This window comes from Streptomyces sp. NPDC001890, from assembly GCF_042891445.1.
Lineage (GTDB): Bacteria > Actinomycetota > Actinomycetes > Streptomycetales > Streptomycetaceae > Streptomyces.
Window position 1 is genome coordinate 496,058 of sequence record NZ_JBIATE010000001.1, and the last position, 20,523, is coordinate 516,580.

At 71.5% G+C, this 20,523-nt stretch carries 14 protein-coding genes; 11 read left to right on the forward strand and 3 right to left on the reverse strand.

Annotated elements, in window-relative coordinates:
• Positions 1-92: 92 nt before the first annotated feature.
• The 6 genes from leuS to ACFYY1_RS02145 all read left to right on the forward strand — a co-directional run bounded on the left by leuS (position 93) and on the right by ACFYY1_RS02145 (position 9,856).
• Complete coding sequence (leuS, locus tag ACFYY1_RS02120; RefSeq protein ID WP_388579586.1) at positions 93-2,966, forward strand: leucine--tRNA ligase; 2,874 nt, start codon at positions 93-95, stop codon at positions 2,964-2,966.
• A gap of 177 nt (positions 2,967-3,143) precedes the next feature.
• On the forward strand, positions 3,144-3,914 hold the full coding sequence (locus ACFYY1_RS02125; RefSeq protein WP_388579590.1) for a hypothetical protein: 771 nt from the start codon (positions 3,144-3,146) through the stop codon (positions 3,912-3,914).
• Positions 3,915-4,022: 108 nt separating this feature from the next.
• Positions 4,023-4,868 carry a DegV family protein gene (locus ACFYY1_RS02130; protein ID WP_388579593.1) on the forward strand — a complete coding sequence of 282 codons (846 nt, stop codon included), beginning with the start codon at positions 4,023-4,025 and terminating at the stop codon, positions 4,866-4,868.
• A 640-nt stretch (positions 4,869-5,508) separates the two neighbouring features.
• On the forward strand, positions 5,509-6,138 hold the full coding sequence (locus ACFYY1_RS02135; protein ID WP_388579596.1) for a helix-hairpin-helix domain-containing protein: 630 nt from the start codon (positions 5,509-5,511) through the stop codon (positions 6,136-6,138).
• Complete coding sequence (locus ACFYY1_RS02140) at positions 6,135-8,762, forward strand: ComEC/Rec2 family competence protein (protein WP_388579599.1); 2,628 nt, start codon at positions 6,135-6,137, stop codon at positions 8,760-8,762. The genes ACFYY1_RS02135 and ACFYY1_RS02140 overlap by 4 nt, the downstream gene beginning before the upstream one ends.
• A 209-nt stretch (positions 8,763-8,971) precedes the next feature.
• Positions 8,972-9,856, forward strand: coding sequence for a YceI family protein (locus ACFYY1_RS02145; protein WP_388579602.1), 885 nt, complete (start codon positions 8,972-8,974; stop codon positions 9,854-9,856).
• A 15-nt stretch (positions 9,857-9,871) separates the two neighbouring features.
• Here the strand turns inward: ACFYY1_RS02145 and ACFYY1_RS02150 are convergent, their stop codons facing one another.
• The gene (locus tag ACFYY1_RS02150) at positions 9,872-10,117 is read right to left on the reverse strand and encodes a hypothetical protein (protein WP_388579604.1); all 246 of its coding nucleotides are present in this window, start codon (positions 10,115-10,117) and stop codon (positions 9,872-9,874) included.
• Between the two features lie 168 nt (positions 10,118-10,285).
• Here ACFYY1_RS02150 and holA point away from each other — a divergent pair, with 168 nt between their 5' ends.
• Positions 10,286-11,272: a DNA polymerase III subunit delta gene (gene holA / locus ACFYY1_RS02155; protein WP_388579607.1), complete on the forward strand. Its 987-nt coding sequence runs from the start codon at positions 10,286-10,288 to the stop codon at positions 11,270-11,272.
• A 344-nt stretch (positions 11,273-11,616) separates the two neighbouring features.
• On the opposite strand, the gene rpsT is transcribed toward holA, so the two are convergent.
• Positions 11,617-11,883: a 30S ribosomal protein S20 gene (gene rpsT, locus ACFYY1_RS02160; protein WP_072483588.1), complete on the reverse strand. Its 267-nt coding sequence runs from the start codon at positions 11,881-11,883 to the stop codon at positions 11,617-11,619.
• Between the two features lie 215 nt (positions 11,884-12,098).
• Here rpsT and lepA point away from each other — a divergent pair, with 215 nt between their 5' ends.
• The 4 genes from lepA to hemW all read left to right on the forward strand — a co-directional run bounded on the left by lepA (position 12,099) and on the right by hemW (position 19,580).
• On the forward strand, positions 12,099-13,973 hold the full coding sequence (gene lepA, locus ACFYY1_RS02165; RefSeq protein WP_376629933.1) for a translation elongation factor 4: 1,875 nt from the start codon (positions 12,099-12,101) through the stop codon (positions 13,971-13,973).
• Between the two features lie 255 nt (positions 13,974-14,228).
• On the forward strand, positions 14,229-16,118 hold the full coding sequence (locus ACFYY1_RS02170; protein WP_388579611.1) for an AMP-dependent synthetase/ligase: 1,890 nt from the start codon (positions 14,229-14,231) through the stop codon (positions 16,116-16,118).
• 186 nt (positions 16,119-16,304) lie between these two features.
• Positions 16,305-18,230, forward strand: coding sequence for a SpoIIE family protein phosphatase (locus ACFYY1_RS02175; protein WP_388581437.1), 1,926 nt, complete (start codon positions 16,305-16,307; stop codon positions 18,228-18,230).
• Between the two features lie 108 nt (positions 18,231-18,338).
• Entirely contained in the window at positions 18,339-19,580 is a 1,242-nt protein-coding gene (gene hemW / locus ACFYY1_RS02180; protein WP_388579613.1) for a radical SAM family heme chaperone HemW, read from the forward strand.
• A gap of 102 nt (positions 19,581-19,682) precedes the next feature.
• Here the strand turns inward: hemW and ACFYY1_RS02185 are convergent, their stop codons facing one another.
• Entirely contained in the window at positions 19,683-20,522 is an 840-nt protein-coding gene (locus ACFYY1_RS02185; RefSeq protein ID WP_388579616.1) for a DUF3097 domain-containing protein, read from the reverse strand.
• Position 20,523 lies beyond the last annotated feature (1 nt).

A 20,523-nucleotide genomic window follows, 5' to 3' on the forward strand; every position in this document is an offset into this window, starting at 1 on the left:
CCCCTCCTGTGCGAGGGGATTTTTCGTTTCCGTAGACGCGTGTCCGTAGACATGGGCGCCGGCAGATGACGATCGATGGAGCTTTGAGGATCATGAGCGAGACGACTTCCGCAGCCGAGACGGCTGCGCCGCACCGCTACACGGCGGCGATGGCCGCCGACATCGAGGCACGCTGGCAGGACTTCTGGGACGCCGAGGGCACGTACGAGGCGCCGAATCCGACCGGTGACCTGGCAGGCGATCCGGAGCTGGCCGCCAGGCCGAAGAAGTTCATCATGGACATGTTCCCGTACCCCTCGGGTGCGGGCCTGCACGTCGGTCACCCGCTGGGCTACATCGCCACCGATGTCTACGCCCGCCACCAGCGGATGACCGGGCACAACGTGCTGCACACCCTGGGCTTCGACGCCTTCGGCCTGCCCGCGGAGCAGTACGCGGTGCAGACCGGCACGCACCCGCGGGTCTCCACCGAGGCCAACATCGAGAACATGACCGCCCAGCTGCGCCGGCTGGGCCTGGGCCACGACAAGCGCCGCTCGTTCGCCACGATCGAGTCGGAGTACTACAAGTGGACCCAGTGGATCTTCCTGCAGATCTTCAACTCCTGGTACGACACCGAGGCCGACCGCGCCCGCCCGATCGACGAGCTGGTCGAACAGTTCGAGAGCGGCGCACGCCCCACGCCGGACGGCCGTGACTGGAGCGCGCTGAGCGCCACCGAGCGCGCGGACATCCTGGGCGAGTACCGCCTGGCGTACGCCTCCGACGCGCCCGTCAACTGGTCGCCCGGCCTGGGTACCGTCCTGGCCAACGAAGAGGTGACGGCCGACGGCCGCTCCGAGCGCGGCAACTTCCCCGTCTTCAAGGCCAAGCTGCGCCAGTGGAACATGCGCATCACCGCCTATGCCGACCGTCTGCTGAACGACCTGGACGGGCTGGACTGGCCCGAGGCGATCAAGCTGCAGCAGCGCAACTGGATCGGGCGCTCCGAAGGTGCCCGCGTCGACTTCCCGGTCGACGGCGCAGGCAGCATCACCGTCTTCACCACCCGCCAGGACACCCTGTTCGGCGCCACCTACATGGTGCTGGCGCCCGAGCACGAGCTGGTCGAGCAGATCACTCCGGCGGCCTGGCCCGAGGGCACCCACGCGGTGTGGACCGGCGGATACGCGTCCCCGGCCGAGGCGGTCGCCGCCTACCGCAAGCTGGCCGCCGCCAAGTCCGACGTGGAGCGGCAGGCCGAGGCCAAGGACAAGACCGGTGTCTTCACCGGTGCGTACGCCACCAACCCGGTCAGCGGCGAGAAGGTCCCCGTCTTCATCGCCGACTACGTCCTGATGGGCTACGGCACCGGCGCGATCATGGCCGTACCGGCGCACGACGCGCGCGACTTCGCCTTCGCGCGCGCCTTCGAGCTGCCGATGCGCTGTGTCGTCGAGCCGTCGGACGACCGCGGCACGGACCCCTCGACGTGGGAGGACGCCTTCGGCTCGTACGAAGCGAAGCTGGTCAACTCCGCCAACGACGAGATCTCGCTGGACGGCCTGGGTGTCGTCGATGCCAAGGCGAAGATCACCGAGTGGCTGACGGCACACGGCGTCGGAGAGGGCACCGTCAACTTCCGGCTGCGTGACTGGCTGTTCAGCCGCCAGCGCTACTGGGGCGAGCCCTTCCCGATCGTCTACGACGAGGACGGCATCGCCCACCCGCTGCCCGAGTCGATGCTGCCCCTGGAGCTGCCGGAGGTCGACGACTACTCGCCGCGCACCTTCGACCCCGACGACGCCGACACCCAGCCCGAGACCCCGCTGTCCCGGAACGCCGACTGGGTCAACGTCACCCTGGACCTGGGCGACGGCAACGGTCCGAAGAAGTACCGCCGCGAGACCAACACCATGCCCAACTGGGCGGGCTCCTGCTGGTACGAGCTGCGCTATCTGGACCCGAACAACGACACCGAGCTGGTCGACCCGGAAATCGAGCAGTACTGGATGGGTCCGCGCGAGGGGCAGCCGACCGGCGGTGTCGACCTGTACGTCGGTGGCGCCGAGCACGCCGTCCTGCACCTGCTGTACGCCCGCTTCTGGTCCAAGGTGCTGCACGACCTGGGGCACATCTCGTCCGTCGAGCCGTTCCACAAGCTGTACAACCAGGGCATGATCCAGGCGTTCGTCTACCGGGACAGCCGCGGCATCGCGGTCCCGGCGGCCGAGGTCGAGGAGCGCGACGGACAGTTCTACTACCAGGGCGAGAAGGTCAGCCGTGTCCTGGGCAAGATGGGCAAGTCCCTGAAGAACGCCGTCACGCCGGACGAGATCTGCACCGAGTACGGGGCGGACACGCTGCGCCTGTACGAGATGGCGATGGGCCCGCTGGACGTGTCGCGGCCGTGGGACACCCGCGCCGTCGTCGGCCAGTACCGGCTGCTGCAGCGGCTGTGGCGCAATGTCGTCGACGAGGAGACCGGCGAGGTCACCGTCGTGGACGCGGAGCCGGGCGAGGAGACGCTGCGTGCGCTGCACAAGGCGATCGACGGGGTCGGCCAGGACATGGCCGGGATGCGTTTCAACACGGCGATCGCCAAGGTCACCGAGCTGAACAACCACCTGACCAAGGCGGGCGGGCCGCTGTCCCGGTCCGTCGCCGAGTCGCTGGTGCTGCTGGTGGCGCCGCTGGCCCCGCACATCGCCGAGGAGCTGTGGCGCCGGCTGGGCCACACCGATTCGGTCGTGCACCAGGACTTCCCGGTCGCCGACCCGGCGTATGTCGTGGACGAGACCGTGACCTGTGTCGTGCAGGTCAAGGGCAAGGTCAAGGCGCGCCTGGAGATCTCCCCGTCGATCACGGACGAGGAGCTGGAGGCGCTGGCCCTGGCCGACCCGGCCGTGGTGGCGGCGCTGGACGGCGCGGGCATCCGCAAGGTGATCGTGCGGGCGCCGAAGCTGGTCAACATCGTCCCGGCGTGATGACGAGGCGTTTCCGCGTGAGGCGTCCCTTGTGAGGCGCTGACGCGCCGCGCGCGACGGTGTGGGGGCATTCCCCTACGGGCAGGTTGGGGGTTCCGAAGGAACCCTCGGCCTGCCCTTTCCGTTTACGGTGGAGGGGCCGGCACCGGCAGCCGTAACGAGAACCGAGGGGCGCTCATGGAATTTGTGATCCTGATTCTGGGGTTGCTCTTCTTCGCGTTCGTGGCCCTGGGCGTGTACGCGGGCGTCAAAGCCGTGGGCGCGGCGAAGCGCGGGGTGGACCGGACGATCAGCCAGGCGCGCCGCACCGTCGAGGAGACCACGCTGCGGGCGAAGAGCTACGGGCAGACGGGCGTGGGCGGAGAGCTGGCGCAGCTCCGGCTGGCGCTGCGCACATCCATGCGGGCCACGCAGGAGGCATTGCGGGCCGGAGCCGCCGAGGACGCCTCGCTCTCGGAGTCGCTGGGCCTGTTCCAGCGGCTGAGCGTGCACGGCCGTGAGCTGGACGACGAGCTGAAGAAGCTGGAACGCGAGCCCGACCGGGCGACCGTCGCCTCGATGCTGCCGGGCCTGAAGCAGCGCACGGAGCGGATCACCCACGCCGCGGATTCGCTGCGATGGGCGGCGCGTGACCGGGCGCGGAAGTTCTCGGACGACTCGCTGGACGCGCTGAACGCCCAGATCGACGTGGAGGCGGGGGCGCTTCGGCACTGGACGGCGGAGACGGACGAACCGGTCCGGGGACAGGGCGAGGGCGGCCGACCGCAGGGCGACGCGAGCGGGCAGAACGAGCGACCGGGGCAGGACCAGCGACCGGAGCAGAACCAGTGGCCGGAGGAGGAGAGCGGGCCGGCCGATGGTGCGGCGCGGGCGATCACGGCTCCCGATCCGCGACGGCAGACCACATATCCGTGGCAGAAGACGGCCCGGCCCGAAACGACGAACTGACACGTCCGATGACCGCCGGTGACCGGATGCGGTCCGAAGCGGTCAGGAGAGATCATTCGGCCGGGGTCGGACTGCCGGGACACGGACTCGCCAGGTAACCTCCCGCTCATGTCCCGCCATGTCGCGATCGTCACCGATTCCACGGCCTACCTGCCGCCCGAGACGATGGAGCGGCACGGCATCACCGCGGTGCCGCTGACCGTCGTCCTCGGTGATCAGGCTCTGGAGGACGGCACCGAGATCTCGGCCCGTTCCCTCGCCGTGGCGCTCCAGAAGCGTCGTCCCGTGACCACGTCCCGGCCGAGTCCCGAGGTATTCGCCGCCGCGTACCGGGCGGCGGCCGAGGCGGGGGCCACCGGCGTCGTCTCGCTGCACCTCTCGGCCGAGATCTCGGGTACGTACGACGCCGCCCTGCTCGCGGCGAAGGAGGCGCCGGTTCCGGTACGGGTGGTGGACACCGGAATGGTCGCCATGGCCCTCGGATTCTGCGCCCTGGCCTCGGCGGAGACGGCGGAGGCGGGCGGAAGCCTGGACGAGGCGGTCGCGGCCGCGGAGAAGCGGGCAGCGGGCACCTCCGCGTACTTCTACGTCGACACGCTGGACTACCTGCGCCGCGGCGGCCGCATCGGTGCCGCACAGGCCCTGCTGGGGTCGGCACTCGCCGTGAAACCGCTGCTCCAGCTCGACGGCGGCCGTATCGAACTGCTGGAGAAGGTGCGGACGGCCTCGAAGGCGATCGCGCGCCTGGAGGAGATCGTCGCGGAACGGGCGGGCAGTGGCCGAGTGGACATCGCCGTGCACCACCTCGCGGCCCCCGAGCGGGCGGAGCGACTCGCCGAGCGGCTGCGTGAGCGGGTGCCGGGGCTGGTCGATCTGCATGTGAGCGAGGTGGGCGCGGTGATCGGTGCGCACACCGGTCCCGGTCTGCTCGGGGCAGTGGTCTCGCCGCGCTGACCGGGGCGGGCGGCCTCGGCGGTCGCTCGTGCGTCACCCCCAGGGGTGGCCGAGTTATCCACAACTGGTCGGTTGTCCACCGGAATTGAGGCTGCTCAGCGGGTTCGGGCAGATGTGCCTACCGTCGTGAGGCATGACTCCCCGATCACTTCGTGCAACCAGCGGCAGCGGCCCCGGACGGGCCGCGGCCTCGGACGTCCGTGTTCGCAGCGGGCCCGGCACCGGACCAGGCGGCGGCGCCGGTACCGGACCAGGCTCGGGGCCGGGCTTCGGGTCCGGCCGGCGACGGGCTTCGCGCGGGGGCGCGGACGCCGTAGCCGCGGCTTCGCGCCGTCGGGCGGACGCGCTCATGACGGGCGGGGGCGGCGGGCGGGTCGCGCGGCCCGTGCCGGGGACCGCTCCGGCCTCGGTCTCGGCTCCGGCCCCGGTCGCGGGGCCGGTATCGAATCCGGCCGTGTCCCCCGCTTCGGTTCCGGCCCCGGCTTCGGTTCCGGTCCCAGCGCCGGTCCCGGCCTCAGCGCCGGCCCCGGTTTCCGGGGTGGCAGGGCGGTGGCGGGAGAGGTTGGTTCCCGCGCTGCGGGAACGGATTCCGGTGTGGCTTCAGCTCAGATGCGGCTTGGAGCCAAAGACCCTGGCCGCGTTGGCTGTTGTCCTGGTCGCGGCCGGAGTCTTCGCCGCAGTGCATTTCTGGTCCGCGCGCCCCCAATCCGTGCGCGCCCCCGATCTGGTCGACGAGGCCGCGCACACCCGGACATCGCCTCCGGCGGCGGAGGGTGTCGGAGTACCGGAGCCCTCACCGGGTCCGCCACCCGCGACAGGGCCGGGCGGGCACATCGTCGTCGACGTGAACGGAAAGGTGCGAAGGCCCGGGATCCGGCAACTTCCGTCCGGCTCAAGGGTCGCCGATGCGTTACGCGCTGCCGGCGGGGTCCGGGCCGGAACAGACCTCACCGGGCTCAACCGGGCGCGGGTGCTCATGGACGGCGAGCAGGTCGTGGTGGGAGCCCCGCCCGGCCCTTCAACTGGTGGTGGGGCAGCAGGAGTTGCGTCGGGCAGCGGCGGCGGGAGTTCTGCGGCCGGCCCGGTCAGCCTCAACACCGCGACCGTCGAACAGCTGGACACATTGCCCGGCGTCGGCCCGGTCCTCGCCCAGCACATCGTCGACTACCGCGCACAGCACGGCGGATTCCGGTCCATCGATGAGCTGCGTGAGGTCAACGGGATCGGTGACCGCAGGTTCGCCGACCTCCAACCACTGGTGGGGCCATGAGCCACCTGGACGTCCATGCGGCCTCGGGCCGTCGGCTCGGCCTTTCCGAACCGCGACAGGAGGGTCCGGCCGATCTCCGCCTGGTCCCGCCTGCCTTGGCGGCCTGGGCCGGAGCAGCGTCGGCGCTGAGTGCGCCGGGCCGGTGGACCACGGCAGGCGTGATGCTCTGCGTGGGCACGGCAATGGTGCTCCTGGCCATGGCGGGAGTCTCGGCAACCCGGTCGCTGCGAAGGACGGCCGAGGACGGAGAGGAAGGCGAGGGCGAGGGCGAAGGGGAGTTCCGGGACGCGGAGGAGGGCGGGGAAGGTGCGAGGGGCGAGGTCGCGGTACGCGGTCGGCGGCGACCACGGGCCACGGCGACCGCCACTGCCACCGCCGCGGCCTTGCTCTGCGCGGCGGCCGGGGCCGCATCGGCCGGGTTGCACGGCGCGGACGTACGGCAGGGGCCGGTCCACACGCTGGCCCAGCGATTCGCGAGGGTCGAGACGGAGGTGACGGTGACGTCCGATGCCCGGCGGACCACGCCGCGGGTGCGGGGTGACCACAGCACGCCCGCCGCTCTCCTCGTGGACGCCGAGATCACCCGGCTGACCGGGCCCGACGGCGCGGTCACCAGGCTGAGTACGCCGGTGCTGCTGATCGTCTCGCCCGGCGGATCGGCGGGCCAGTGGCAGCAGTTGCTCCCCTCCACCCACCTGCGTGTCGACGGCCGGCTCTCGCCGCCACTGCACGACGGGGAGCGCAGTGCCGCCGTGCTGCGGCCCGAGGGCAAGGGGCCGCCTCGCGTCCTCGGACCCCCTTCCGCCCTCCAGCGCACGGCAGGCGCGCTGCGCGGCGGACTGCGACAGGCCACCGAACGGCTCGATCCCGACGCGAGGGCCCTTCTGCCGGGCCTGGTGGTCGGCGACACCTCACGGATCACGCCCGAACTGCACGAGGCGTTCAAGGCCGCCGATCTCACCCACCTGATGGCGGTTTCCGGCTCCAACCTGGCGATCCTGCTCGTCCTCCTCATCGGACCGCCGGGCACGGCACTCCGGGCCGAACGCAAGGGACTGGCGCCCCGGTTGGGGATCTCGCTGCGGTTCACGGCACTGCTCGGCGGCGGGCTCACGCTTGCCTTCGTCATCGTCTGCCGCCCCGAGCCGAGCGTTCTGCGGGCGGCGGCCTGCGGGCTGATCACCCTGCTCGCCATCGGAACGGGGCGGCGCAGATCGCTGATTCCCGCGCTGGCGGCCGCTGTTCTCCTGCTGGTGCTCCATGACCCGTGGATGGCACGCAGTTACGGCTTCGTCCTCTCCGTGCTGGCCACCGGCGCCCTGCTGACCATCGCCCCGGTATGGAGCGGCGCGCTGCAACGGCGCGGAGTCCCGGCCCGGTTCGCCGAGGCGCTGGCCGCGGCAGCCGCTGCGCAGGCGGTGTGCGCGCCGGTGGTCGTGCTGCTCGCCTCCCGGGTCAGCCTGGTGGCGATCCCGTGCAATCTGCTGGCCGAGGCGGCGGTGGCACCGGCCACGGTCCTGGGGTTCGCCGCGCTCGCCCTGGCGCCGGTGGCCATGCCGGTGGCGGAGCTGCTCGCCCGGATCGCGGGGTGGCCGACCGGTTGGATCGCCATGGTGGCCCGCACCGGGGCGGCCCTGCCCGGGGCGGAGATCGGCTGGCCCGACGGCGGGAAGGGGGCGCTGCTGCTCACCGCGCTGACCGCTCTGGTGGTGCTCTTCGCCCGGCGAATCGTGCGGCACCCCTGGGTCTGTTCGGCCACCGCGCTGCTGTTGATCCTCGTGGTGCTGCGCCCGGTGCCGCTCACCCGGGCACTGACCGGATGGCCGCCGCCGGGCTGGACGTTCGCGATGTGCGACGTGGGGCAGGGGGACGCCCTGGTGCTGGCGGCGGGGGACGGTGCGGGGGTGGTCGTCGACGCGGGCCCCGACCCCTCGCTCGTCGACCGGTGCCTTCGCGACCTCGGCATCACCGAGGTGCCGTTCCTGGTCCTCACACACTTTCACGCCGACCATGTGCGGGGCCTGCCAGGGGTGTTGCGGGGCAGGGCGGTGGGAGCGATCGAGACGACGAGCCTGGACGAGCCGCCGGACCAGGTCGCGTTCGTACGGAGAACGGCGGCCGAAGCACACGTGCCCCTGGTGCGGGCCGCGCCGGGGGAGCGCCGCCGGATCGGGGAGCTCGACTGGCGGGTCCTCTGGCCGGCGAGCGCCACGGGGGCCGGCGGAACAGCGATGGGCCAGGGCGCCGGTCCCGTACCGCTGGAGCCGAACGATGCCAGTGTCACCCTGTACGTCCGGACGGGCGGGTTGACCCTGCTGCTCCTGGGGGACCTCGAACCACCGTCCCAGCAAGGGGTGTTGCGCCGATATCCCGCGCTGCCGAGGGTGGACGTGCTCAAGGTCGCGCATCACGGCTCGGCGCATCAGGACCCCGCGCTGCTGCGCAGCGCGCGTCCGCGGTTCGCCCTGGTGAGCGTGGGTCGGGACAACCCGTACGGTCATCCGGCCGCGCGAACCGTCGAGGCGCTCCGAGCGGGCGGCGCCGTGGTGCTGCGTACGGACACCGATGGCGCGATCGCCCTGACGGGTGCCGGGCCGGGTCTGCGGGCGGTGGGCCGGTCATGACCACAGCGAGCCGGGAGCGCCAGCCGCGAGGTCAATTCGGACCTTCGGTAACACCTCGGCCCAAGCTATTCCAAGCCCCTCCGAGCTGCTCTGTTTGCCTCGAACGGCACAATGGTGATCGAATGCATGCTCGTCGGTGGGCCGCTGCTCCGACAGAGACGTCCAGCCGCCGGGCCCCAAGGTGAATCGTCCCCGGGGGAAGGTGGAACATGTTCGGTCGTTGGCTGAACAGCAGGCGAGCGACGGGCGGGGCGCAGGGCAATGCCCTGGCCGGGCTGGAGGTGCCGCGCACTGCCGGATTGCTCAGTTGCCGGGTGCTCGACCCGGTCAACGAGGTCGTGCCGCAGGCTGAGTTCGTGGTCACGGACGGCGCGGGCCGCAAGGTCTTCGGGGGTGAGACCGACCCGTTCGGCAATGTCCTCGCCACCGTGCCGGCCGGTGAGTACCGGCTGGCCGTCACGGCCGAGGGCTTCACCCCGTTCCACGCGTCGGCCACTGTGGCCGAGGGAGGTCACGCGAGCCTGGGCGATGTGACCCTGCAGCTATCCGCGCCTCCGCAGCTTCCCGCGCCGGGGGAGTGGGAGGTCGAGCCGATGCATTCACAGATCGGTTTCACGGCCCGGCACATCGGTATGGCGCGCATCCACGGCCGGTTCAACACCTTCGCGGGTGCCGTGCGGATCGCCGACCGCATGGAGGACTCGGCCATGCATGTGATCATCGACGCCGCGTCGATCGACACGAATGTCCAGATGCGGGACGACCATCTGCGCTCCAGTGACTTCCTCGACGTCGGGCGCTACCCGACGATGGAGTTCTACAGCGACCGCTTCGTCCACCGGGGCGGCACCCGCTGGGGCGTCACCGGTGCGCTCACGCTGCACGGCGTCAGCCGCACGGTCACCCTGGACACCCAGTACCTCGGCCTGGGCAACGGTCTGGAGGGCGAGACCCGTGCCGCCTGCCGGGCCACCACGGAACTGCACCGCGAGGACTTCACCCTCACCTGGCAGACCATGCTGGCCCGGGGCATCGCGGCCGTCGGCTCCAGCATCTCCATAGACATGGACATCCAGATCGTCCCCAAGACCTGAGCCGCGGGTGCCCCGCTACGGAGCTTCGAGCCACCCCTCGTACTCCGCGGCGAAGGCGTCCAGCGCCGAGGAGTCCAGCCGCCCCGACGGGTCCTCCACGACCACCAGCCACTGGGCGTCCTCGGCGTCGTCCTCGCCGGCCAGCGCATCGCGTACGAGCTGGGGCTCCTCGGTGACCCCGAACCGGTCGGCGAGCTCTCCGGCCACCTCCTCCGCGGCATCGCGGTCGGGCAGCACCAGCACATGTCTCACATCGCTCACCTGCCCATTGTTCCGTACCGGGTACGCCGCGCGGTCCGACGAGACGGCCTTCGACCGGGCAGCCTCAGCGGCCGTTCATGTGCTTGACGCTCTCGGGGTGAGGGAGGGCCGGGTGGGCGGGGGAGGTGGACCGGAAGCTGTCAGTGGTGCATGGGATGCTGGACGACGATGGCCACTAGAAGGAATTCCACCGACTACCCGCTCGCCCCCCTCACGCTCGCCGTGGGCCAGGAGGACCTGCTCCTCGACCGCGCCGTGCAGCAGGTGGTGGCGGCGGCCCGGGCCTCCGACCCCGACACGGATGTCCGTGACCTCACTTCCGACCAGCTCCAGCCCGGCACCCTGGCCGAGCTGACGAGCCCCTCGCTCTTCGCCGAGCGCAAGGTGGTGATCGTGCGCAATGCGCAGGATCTCTCCGCCGACACGGTCAAGGACGTCAAGGCGTATCTCGGCGACCCGGTCGAGGAGATCACCCTGGTGCTCCTGCACGCGGGCGGTGCCAAGGGCAAGGGCCTGCTGGACGCGGCGCGCAAGGCGGGTGCGCGGGAGGTCGCCTGCCCGAAGACGACCAAGCCGGCCGAGCGGCTCTCGTTCGTACGGTCCGAGTTCCGGGCGCTGGGGCGCTCGGCGACGCCCGAGGCGTGCCAGGCGCTGGTCGACTCCATCGGCAGCGATCTGCGGGAGCTGGCGAGTGCGGTCTCGCAACTCGTCGCGGATGTCGAGGGCACCATCGACGAGGCGGTCGTCGCCCGTTACTACACGGGCCGTGCCGAGGCGTCGAGCTTCACGGTCGCCGACCGCGCGGTGGAGGGCCGGGCGGCGGAGGCGCTGGAGGCGCTGCGCTGGTCGTTGTCGACCGGGGTGGCGCCGGTGCTGATCACGAGTGCGCTGGCGCAGGGTGTACGGGCGATCGGCAAGCTGTCCTCGGCCCGCGGCGGGCGGCCCGCCGACCTCGCCCGTGAGCTGGGGATGCCGCCGTGGAAGATCGACCGGGTGCGGCAGCAGATGCGTGGCTGGACACCCGACGGGGTGGCCCTCGCCCTGCGGGCGGTCGCGGAGGCCGACGCGGGGGTCAAGGGCGGCGGCGACGACCCGGAGTACGCCCTGGAGAAGGCCGTGGTGGCGATCGCGCGGGCGGCACGGTCGGGGCGGTGAGCCCGGGGCCGGGGCCAGGTGGCCACACCGGCCCGGCCCGGCCACGAGTGCGTACGCCGAAGGCCCGGCCCGGCCACGAGTGCGTGCGCCGAGGGCCCGGCCACGAGCGCGTGCGAGGAAAGCCCCGCCCGGGAGGACCCTTCCCGAAAGCCCCGCCTCGCAACTGGCGCGTACGCCGAAGGCCCCGGTTCTCGCTCTGGGGAGAGCTGAGGCCGGGGCCTTCGGTTCACGCTTGGTGCGCCGCACCCGCGTGGCGAACGCAGGTTCGGTGTGCGGCGCGGGGTGCCGGTCAGGAACGGGAGAGAGGGCCCGCTGGGTCCGTCCCGGCGATCACATCAGAATGCTCAGCCCTGGAGGGAGGCAACCTTGGAGGCCAGCGCCGACTTCTTGTTGGCGGCGGCGTTCTTGTGGATGACACCCTTCGAGACGGCCTTGTCGAGCGCGCGGGAGGCGTCGCGAGCGGCCGAGGTGGCCTTCTCGACGTCACCGGCGGCGGCAGCCTCACGGGCCTTGCGGATAGCGGTCTTGAGCGAGGACTTGACGGCCTTGTTGCGAAGGCGCGCCTTCTCGTTCGTCTTGTTCCGCTTGATCTGGGACTTGATGTTCGCCACGAAAGAGCCTTTTCAGGTTCGTTGGATCTTCGATGTGCGCCCCACGGCCTGAGAGAGTCGCGAGGCACAGCTGTCAACGGTACCAGCCCCACTCCGACCGGCCCAAACCGGTCTCCGCCCCGCAACCATGGGACGATGGAGGCTACGTATCGATCCGACCGACCCGACATCGACCCGAGACACGGCGTTCGGCGTCTCAAGAATCAGGACCCTGCGTGCCCGCGACTCCTACCAACGTGCCCGAGCCGAGCCGTACCGACCCGGCGCTGATCCGCAACTTCTGCATCATCGCGCACATCGACCACGGCAAGTCGACCCTTGCCGACCGGATGCTCCAGCTGACCGGTGTGGTCGACCAGCGGCAGATGCGTGCTCAGTACCTCGACCGGATGGACATCGAGCGCGAGCGCGGCATCACCATCAAGTCCCAGGCGGTGCGGCTGCCCTGGGCGCCCACCACGGGCGAGGGCCAGGGCCGCACCCATGTCCTCAACATGATCGACACCCCGGGCCACGTGGACTTCACCTACGAGGTCTCCCGCTCGCTCGCCGCCTGCGAGGGCACGATCCTGCTGGTCGACGCCGCGCAGGGCATCGAGGCCCAGACCCTGGCCAACCTCTACCTGGCGATGGAGAACGACCTCACCATCGTCCCGGTGCTCAACAAGATCGACCTGCCGGCCGCGCAGCCCGAGAAGTTCTCCGAGGAGCTGGCCAACCTCATCGGCTGCCAGCCGGAGGACGTGCTCAAGGTCTCCGCGAAGACCGGCATCGGCGTGGACGCGCTGCTCGACCGGGTGGTCAGGGACGTCCCGGCCCCGATCGGCCAGGCGGACGCCCCGGCCCGCGCGATGATCTTCGACTCGGTCTACGACTCGTACCGCGGCGTCGTCACGTACGTCCGGGTGGTCGACGGCCAGCTCAACAAGCGCGAGCGCATCAGGATGATGTCCACCGGCGCCACCCACGAGCTGCTGGAGATCGGGGTCTCCTCCCCGGAGATGACCCCGGCCGACGGCCTCGGCGTGGGCGAGGTCGGCTACATCATCACCGGTGTGAAGGACGTCCGGCAGTCCAAGGTCGGTGACACCATCACCTCCCTGAACAAGGGTGCGACCGAGGCGCTGGGCGGCTACAAGGACCCCAAGCCGATGGTGTTCTCGGGTCTGTACCCGCTGGACGGATCGGACTACCCGGACCTGCGCGAGGCGCTGGACAAGCTCCAGCTCAACGACGCCGCCCTGGTGTACGAGCCGGAGACCTCCGCGGCCCTCGGCTTCGGCTTCCGCGTCGGCTTCCTCGGGCTGCTCCACCTCGACGTGATCCGGGAGCGGCTGGAGCGCGAGTTCGGCCTCGAACTCATCGCCACGGCCCCCAACGTGGTCTACCGCGTCGACATGGAGGACGGCACCGAGCACACCGTCACCAACCCGAGCGAATTCCCCGAGGGCAAGATCGACAAGGTGCACGAGCCCGTCGTGCGCGCCACGGTCCTGGCCCCCAGCGAGTTCATCGGCGCGATCATGGAGCTCTGCCAGAACCGGCGCGGCACCCTGCTCGGCATGGACTACCTCTCCGAGGACCGGGTCGAGATCCGCTACACCCTGCCGCTCGCCGAGATCGTCTTCGACTTCTTCGACCAGCTGAAGTCCAAGACCCGGGGTTACGCCTCGCTCGACTACGAGCCCACCGGCGAGCAGACGGCCCAGCTCGTCAAGGTCGACATCCTGCTGCACGGCGACAAGGTCGACGCGTTCTCCGCGGTCACGCACAAGGACAAGGCGTACGCGTACGGCGTCCGGCTCGTCGCCAAGCTGCGCGAGCTGATCCCGCGGCAGAACTTCGAGGTGCCGATCCAGGCCGCCATCGGCTCCCGCGTCATCGCCCGTGAGACCGTCCGCGCCATCCGCAAGGACGTCCTCGCCAAGTGCTACGGCGGTGACATCTCCCGTAAGCGGAAGCTGCTGGAGAAGCAGAAGGAGGGCAAGAAGCGGATGAAGATGGTCGGCAACGTGGAGGTGCCGCAGGAGGCCTTCATCGCCGTGCTGTCCACCGACGAGTCGGGCGGGGAGAGCAAGGGCAAGAAGTAGCCCGCCCGAGCCGGACCCCCGTCCCACCCGGTGACCGCCCGAACGGCCCCCGCGTCGCAGCGACTCGCGACGCGGGGGCCCGTTTGTTATGAAGCGGCGGCTCGTTGCCCCTTACGCGGTGGACGCGGGCGCTCTACCCTGATCACGGCTTCGTAGTTACTCACCAGTTAAACAAGCCCCGCGAGGAACAGCCGCGAGGAACAAGCAGCAACCAGCAGCCGGTCGTGAAGCACTGCCGCAGGCCCGGAGGACGTCGTGAGCGACACACTGACCTTGATCGAGAACCGACCGCCCTCCGTGGCGAACCTCTTCATCGACCGCGTGGCGGCCACCCCGGACGGGGAGGCGTACCGCTACCCCGTCCCCGCGGCCACCGGCGCCGGACCCGACGAGTGGAAGTCGCTGAGCTGGGCGCAGGCCGCCGAGCGGGTCTACGCCGTCGCGGCCGGACTCATCGGTCTGGGCGTGCAGCCGGAGGAGCGCATCGCGCTCGCCTCCAGCACCCGGGTGGAATGGATCCTCGTCGACCTCGGTGTGATGTGCGCGGGTGCCGCCACCACCACGATCTACCCGTCGACCAACGCCGAGGAGTCGGCGTTCATCCTCTCCGACTCCGACAGCCGGGTGCTCATCGCCGAGAACGCCGCCCAGCTGGCCAAGGCCCGCGAGTGCCGCGCCGAGCTGCCGGACCTCGCCCATGTCGTCGTCATCGACCCCGAGGGCGCCGACCCCGCCGAGGGCGACCCCGAGGGCTGGGTGCTCACCCTCGCCGAGCTGGAGGCCCGCGGCGCCGAGTACCTGGCGCAGCACCCCGAGGCGGTCAAGGAGCGGGTCGCCGCCATCACGGCCGACCAGCTGGCGACCCTGATCTACACCTCGGGCACCACCGGCCGCCCCAAGGGGGTGCGCCTGCCGCACGACAACTGGTCGTACATGGCCAAGGCCACCGTGGCCACCGGCCTCATCACCGCCGACGACGTCCAGTACCTCTGGCTGCCGCTCGCGCACGTCTTCGGCAAGGTCCTCACCTCCGGCCAGATCGAGGTCGGCCACGTCACCGCCGTCGACGGCCGGGTCGACAAGATCATCGAGAACCTGCCGGTGGTCCAGCCGACGTACATGGCCGCGGTGCCCCGCATCTTCGAGAAGGTCTACAACGGCGTCGCCGCCAAGGCGCGGGCCGGCGGCGGGGCCAAGTACAAGATCTTCCAGTGGGCGGCCGGTGTCGCCCGCGAGTACGCGACGGTCTCGCAGGACAACTTCCGGCGCACCGGCACGGCCTCCGTACCGTTCGGGCTCGGCGCCAAGCACAAGGTGGCCGACACCCTTGTCTTCGCCAAGCTCCGCGAGGCCTTCGGCGGCCGGCTGCGCGCCTGTGTCTCCGGCTCCGCCGCCCTCGCCACCGACATCGGCCTCTTCTTCTCCGGCGCCGGGATCCACATCCTGGAGGGCTACGGCCTCACCGAGTCCAGCGCCGCCTCCTTCGTCAACCCGGGCGAGGCCTACCGCACCGGCACCGTCGGCAAGCCGCTCCCCGGCACCGAGGTACGGATCGCGGACGACGGCGAGATCCTGCTGCGCGGCCCCGGCCTGATGCAGGGCTACCACGGGCAGCCGGAGAAGACCGCCGAGGTGCTGGAGCCGGACGGCTGGTTCCACACCGGCGACATCGGCGAACTGTCCGTGGACGGCTACCTCCGGATCACCGACCGCAAGAAGGACCTGATCAAGACGTCCGGCGGCAAGTACATCGCCCCGGCGGAGGTCGAGGGACAGTTCAAGGCGGTCTGCCCGTTCGTCTCCAACATCCTGGTGCACGGCGCGGACCGGAACTTCTGCACCGCCCTGATCGCACTCGACGAGCCGACCATCCTCGGCTGGGCCGCCGAGAACGGCCTGGGCGGCAAGCCGTACGCCGAAGTGGTCGCCTCCCCGCAGGCCGTCGCGCTCATCGAGGGCTACGTGAAGCGGCTCAACGAGGGCCTGCAGCGCTGGCAGACCATCAAGAAGTTCCGGCTGCTGCCCCGCGACCTGGACATCGAGCACGGCGAACTGACGCCCAGCCTCAAGCTGAAGCGGCCGGTCGTCGAGCGCGCGTACAAGGGCCTCATCGACGACATGTACGCGGGGACCCGCGAGGCATAGAGCCTGCCCCCACGGTGTTCCTCCCCGCTCTTTTTCTCCGCTCACTTCGGCAACTCGTTGCTTATGGGCATGGTCCATCTGTCACTCTGTCGGTGTCGTCAGCGCCGCCCAACGAGAACAGACAGACAGCAACGAGAACAGACAGAGCGAGAACAGGTCAGGAGCTGCACCGTGGGGCCCATTCCCTTGCAGCGGGACATCGTTCAGCGTCCCGGTGATCCCGCAGGCCGTGCGGACGCACGGCCGGTCGCCCATACGTCCCTGCCCGGGAACCTCCTCGCACCCTCCGCCGCCCGCAGGTTCGTCCGGGCCGCGCTCGGCGAGTGGACCGGGCTCGGGCTGCCCGCGGCCGTGGGGTTCAGCGAGCGCGTGGCCGAGGACGCGGAAGTCGTCGTCAGCGAGCTGGTCACCAACGCGGTCGTGCACGCCGGGACCAATGTGGAGGTGCTCGCCCGGCTGGAGGAGGCCGCCGGGGACGAGGTCGCGGCCCTGGTGCTGGAGGTCTCGGACCACCACCCGGCCCGCGCCGTGCGCAGCGACCGCCCGGAGTCCGGGAGCGCCGCCGAAGCCGCGGAGGGCGCCGGCCTCGTCGGCCCCGACGAGCCCGCCGAGTACGGTCGTGGGCTCCAGCTCGTCGGGACCCTCGCCGAACGCTGGGGCATCACCTACCGCACCGGCCTCAAGACCGTCTGGGCCAGGCTCCCCGTGGACGACTGGAACCCCTTCCCGGAACCGGCGGCCGAGCCCGGGTTCCAGCAGGGTCTGCGCGCCGCCGAGCTGCTCGCCCCCACCGCCCGCCGGGCGCTGCGCGACGACGCGGACTGGGCCGGCCGCGGCGCGCTCTCCTTTCTCGCCGAGGCGTCGGACCTGCTCGCCGGCCAGCTCGACGAGGACATCGTGGCGGCGCTCTCCGGACAGTTACTGGTGCCCAGGCTGGCCGACTGGTGTGCGATCTGGCTGGAACCCGAGAACGGCGGCCCCTCCGCCGTACCCCGGCTCGCCAGCATCTGGCACCGGGACGAGGCCGAGACCGGGCAGCTGCGCGCCCTGCTGGAACAGGACCCGATCCGGCTCCCCGAGCGGGTCGGCACCGGGCCCGTCTCCATGCCGTGGCCCGGTGGCGAGGAGGAGGGCGCGAAGGCCGACGAGCCCGCCGCGTCCGCCCTCGCCTACCGGATCACCTCCGGCGGCCGGACCCTGGGCGCCGTACTCCTCGGCCGGGAGGGCCTCGCCCGCGTCCCCGACGAGGTGACCGCGCTCATCGAGGACTTCGTGCGCCGGGTCGGCCTCGCCGTCGGCGCCGCCCGCGAGTACACCCGGCAGGCCACCATCAGCCGCATCCTGCAGCGCGCCCTGCTGCCCGGCAAGGTCGCCGACATACCCGGGGTCACCAGCTCCCTGGTGTACGAACCCAGTGACGACGGCGTCGTCGGCGGTGACTTCTACGACATCTTCCCGTGCCCCGGCGACCGCTGGTGCTTCGTGCTGGGCGACGTGCAGGGCAGCGGCCCCGAAGCCGCCGTCGTCACCGGCCTCGCCCGCCCCTGGCTGCGGCTGCTGGCCCGCGAGGGCTTCGGCGTCGGCGAGGTCCTGGACCGGCTCAACCGGCTGCTCCTCGACGACGCGATGGAGGCCGCGGAGGCGGCCGCGCTCATGGTGGCCGCCGCCGGCGGTCAGCAGACCCCGGACACCGGGCAGTCCCGCTTCCTGTCCCTGCTGTACGGAGAGCTCGTACCGCTGCCCGGCGGCGGCGTGCGCTGCACCCTGGCCAGCGCCGGCCACCCGCTGCCGCTGCTGCTGCGGCCCGACGGCGAGGTCCGCCCGGCCGCCGAGCCGCAGATGCTGCTCGGGATCTTCGACGACGTCGCGTACGAGAGCCAGAGCTTCGAGCTGGCGCCGGGTGACAGCCTGCTGTGCGTCACGGACGGGGTGACGGAGCGGCGCTGCGGGCCGCTGATGTTCGACGACGGGGACGGGCTGGCCCAGGCGCTGGCCGGCTGCACCGGGCTGTCGGCGGACGGGATAGCGGACCGGATCAAGCGGGCGGTGCACGAATTCGCCGAGCGGCCGCCCGACGACGACCTGGCGCTGCTGGTGCTCCAGGCGGGGTGAGGACGCGTGGCCGGGGCCGGGCGGATCCCGTGATCGCGGGCGTGGCCGGGGCCGGGGGGGCCTCCGTGATCACGGGCGTGGCCGGGCGTTCCCCGGCGGCGAGCGACAATGGGCGGTATGCCTTCCGTACTGCCCGATGGTGAACCCGTACCCGACGACGGGGCGCTGCCCCGCCATGCCCTGGAAGGCGCCGCCGACCGGCCGCTCGGCTTCTACCTGCACGTGCCGTACTGCGCGACCCGCTGCGGCTACTGCGACTTCAACACCTACACCGCGACCGAGCTGCGCGGCTCCGGCGGCGCGCTGGCCTCCAGGGACAATTACGCCGAGCATCTGATCGGCGAGGTCCGCCAGGCCCGCAAGGTCCTCGGCGACGATCCGCGCCCGGTCCGCACGGTCTTCGTCGGCGGCGGCACCCCGACCCTGCTGGCCGCCGCGGACCTGGTCCGGATGCTGGGGGCGATCCGCGAGGAGTTCGGGCTCGCGGACGACGCGGAGATCACCACCGAGGCCAATCCGGAGTCCGTCTCCCCGGCGTACCTCGCCGAACTGCGGGAGGGCGGCTTCAACCGGATCTCCTTCGGGATGCAGAGCGCCCGGCAGCACGTGCTGAAGATCCTGGACCGCACGCATACGCCGGGGCGGCCCGAGGCCTGTGTCGCCGAGGCCCGGGAGGCGGGCTTCGAGCACGTCAACCTCGACCTGATCTACGGCACGCCGGGGGAGTCCGACGACGACTGGCGGGCCTCGCTGGACGCGGCGATCGGTGCGGGGCCGGACCATGTGTCGGCGTACGCGCTGATCGTCGAGGAGGGCACTCAGCTGGCCCGCCGGATCCGGCGCGGCGAGATCCCGATGACCGACGACGACGCCCACGCCGACCGGTACCTGATCGCGGACGAGGCGATGGCCGCGGCGGGCTTCTCCTGGTACGAGGTGTCGAACTGGGCCCGCACGCCCGAGGGCCGCTGCCTGCACAACGAGCTGTACTGGCGAGGGGCCGACTGGTGGGGCGCCGGGCCCGGGGCGCACAGCCACGTCGGCGGGGTGCGCTGGTGGAACGTGAAGCACCCGGGCGCGTACGCGCAGGCGCTGGCCGAGGGACGGTCGCCGGGGGCCGGGCGCGAGATCCTCTCCGCGGAGGACCGGCGGGTCGAGCGGATCCTCCTGGAGCTCCGGCTCCAGGACGGGTGCCCGCTCGACATCCTGGCCCCGGCCGGTCTGGCGGCTTCTCGCCGGGCGTTGGCGGATGGGCTGCTGGAGTCCGGGCCGTATGGGGAGGGGCGGGCGGTGCTGACCTTGCGGGGGCGGTTGCTGGCGGATGCGGTGGTGCGGGATCTGGTGGACTGAAGGTGGGCGGCGCGGAGGTGTGGGGGTGGGCCGCTGCGCGGGGCTTGTTCCCCTGCCCGCCCCTCCCCGTGACCGGGGGCCCTGCCCCCGGACCCCCGCTCCTCAAACGCCGGAGGGGCTTGAGTGCGGGTGCTCCGTCACGAAGTCGATCAAGTGCTCCACCGAGCCCAGCAGGGACGGCTCCAGGTCGCGGTACGAGTGGACCCTGGACAGGATGTGCTGCCAGGCCGCGCCGGTGTTCTCCGGCCAGCCGAGCGCACGGCACACGCCCGTCTTCCAGTCCTGGCCGCGAGGGACCACCGGCCAGGCCGTGATGCCCACGGAGGACGGCTTCACCGCCTCCCACACGTCGATGTAGGGGTGGCCGACCACCAGCACGTTCCCGTCCGTGACCTGGTCGGCGATCCGGGACTCCTTGGAGCCGGGGACCAGGTGGTCGACCAGGACGCCCAGCCTGGCGTCCGGGCCGGGGGAGAACTCGCGTACGACGGCGGGAAGGTCGTCGATGCCCTCCAGGTACTCGACGACCACGCCCTCGATCCGCAGGTCGTCGCCCCAGACCCGCTCGACCAGCTCCGCGTCGTGCCGGCCCTCCACATAGATCCGGCCCGCCCGCGCGACCCGGGCGCGCGCGCCGGGCACCGCGACCGAACCCGAGGCCGTGCGCGCGGGGCGCACCGGAGCGGCGGCCGAGGGGCGTACGAGGGTGACGACCCGGCCCTCCAGCAGGAAGCCGCGCGGTTCCATCGGGAACACCCGGTGCTTGCCGAAGCGGTCCTCCAGGGTCACCGTCGGGCCCTGGGCCGTCTTCTCGCAGCGGATCACCGCACCGCAGAATCCGGTGGCGACCTCCTCCACGACCAGATCGGCTTCGGCGGGGACCTCGGGAACGGGGGCGGACCTCTTCCACGGCGGGGTCAGGTCCGGCTGGTAGCTGCGCATC

What these genes read in the sequence shown, in the direction of transcription:
- ACFYY1_RS02145 (WP_388579602.1), top strand. Translation starts at nt 8,972, where the DNA reads ATGTTCGGTCGTTGGCTGAACAGCAGGCGAGCGACGGGCGGGGCGCAG.
- hemW (WP_388579613.1), top strand. Translation starts at nt 18,339, where the DNA reads ATGGGCGGTATGCCTTCCGTACTGCCCGATGGTGAACCCGTACCCGAC.
- ACFYY1_RS02185 (WP_388579616.1), bottom strand. Translation starts at nt 20,522, where the DNA reads ATGCGCAGCTACCAGCCGGACCTGACCCCGCCGTGGAAGAGGTCCGCC.
- leuS (WP_388579586.1), top strand. Translation starts at nt 93, where the DNA reads ATGAGCGAGACGACTTCCGCAGCCGAGACGGCTGCGCCGCACCGCTAC.
- ACFYY1_RS02140 (WP_388579599.1), top strand. Translation starts at nt 6,135, where the DNA reads ATGAGCCACCTGGACGTCCATGCGGCCTCGGGCCGTCGGCTCGGCCTT.
- holA (WP_388579607.1), top strand. Translation starts at nt 10,286, where the DNA reads ATGGCCACTAGAAGGAATTCCACCGACTACCCGCTCGCCCCCCTCACG.
- ACFYY1_RS02130 (WP_388579593.1), top strand. Translation starts at nt 4,023, where the DNA reads ATGTCCCGCCATGTCGCGATCGTCACCGATTCCACGGCCTACCTGCCG.
- ACFYY1_RS02125 (WP_388579590.1), top strand. Translation starts at nt 3,144, where the DNA reads ATGGAATTTGTGATCCTGATTCTGGGGTTGCTCTTCTTCGCGTTCGTG.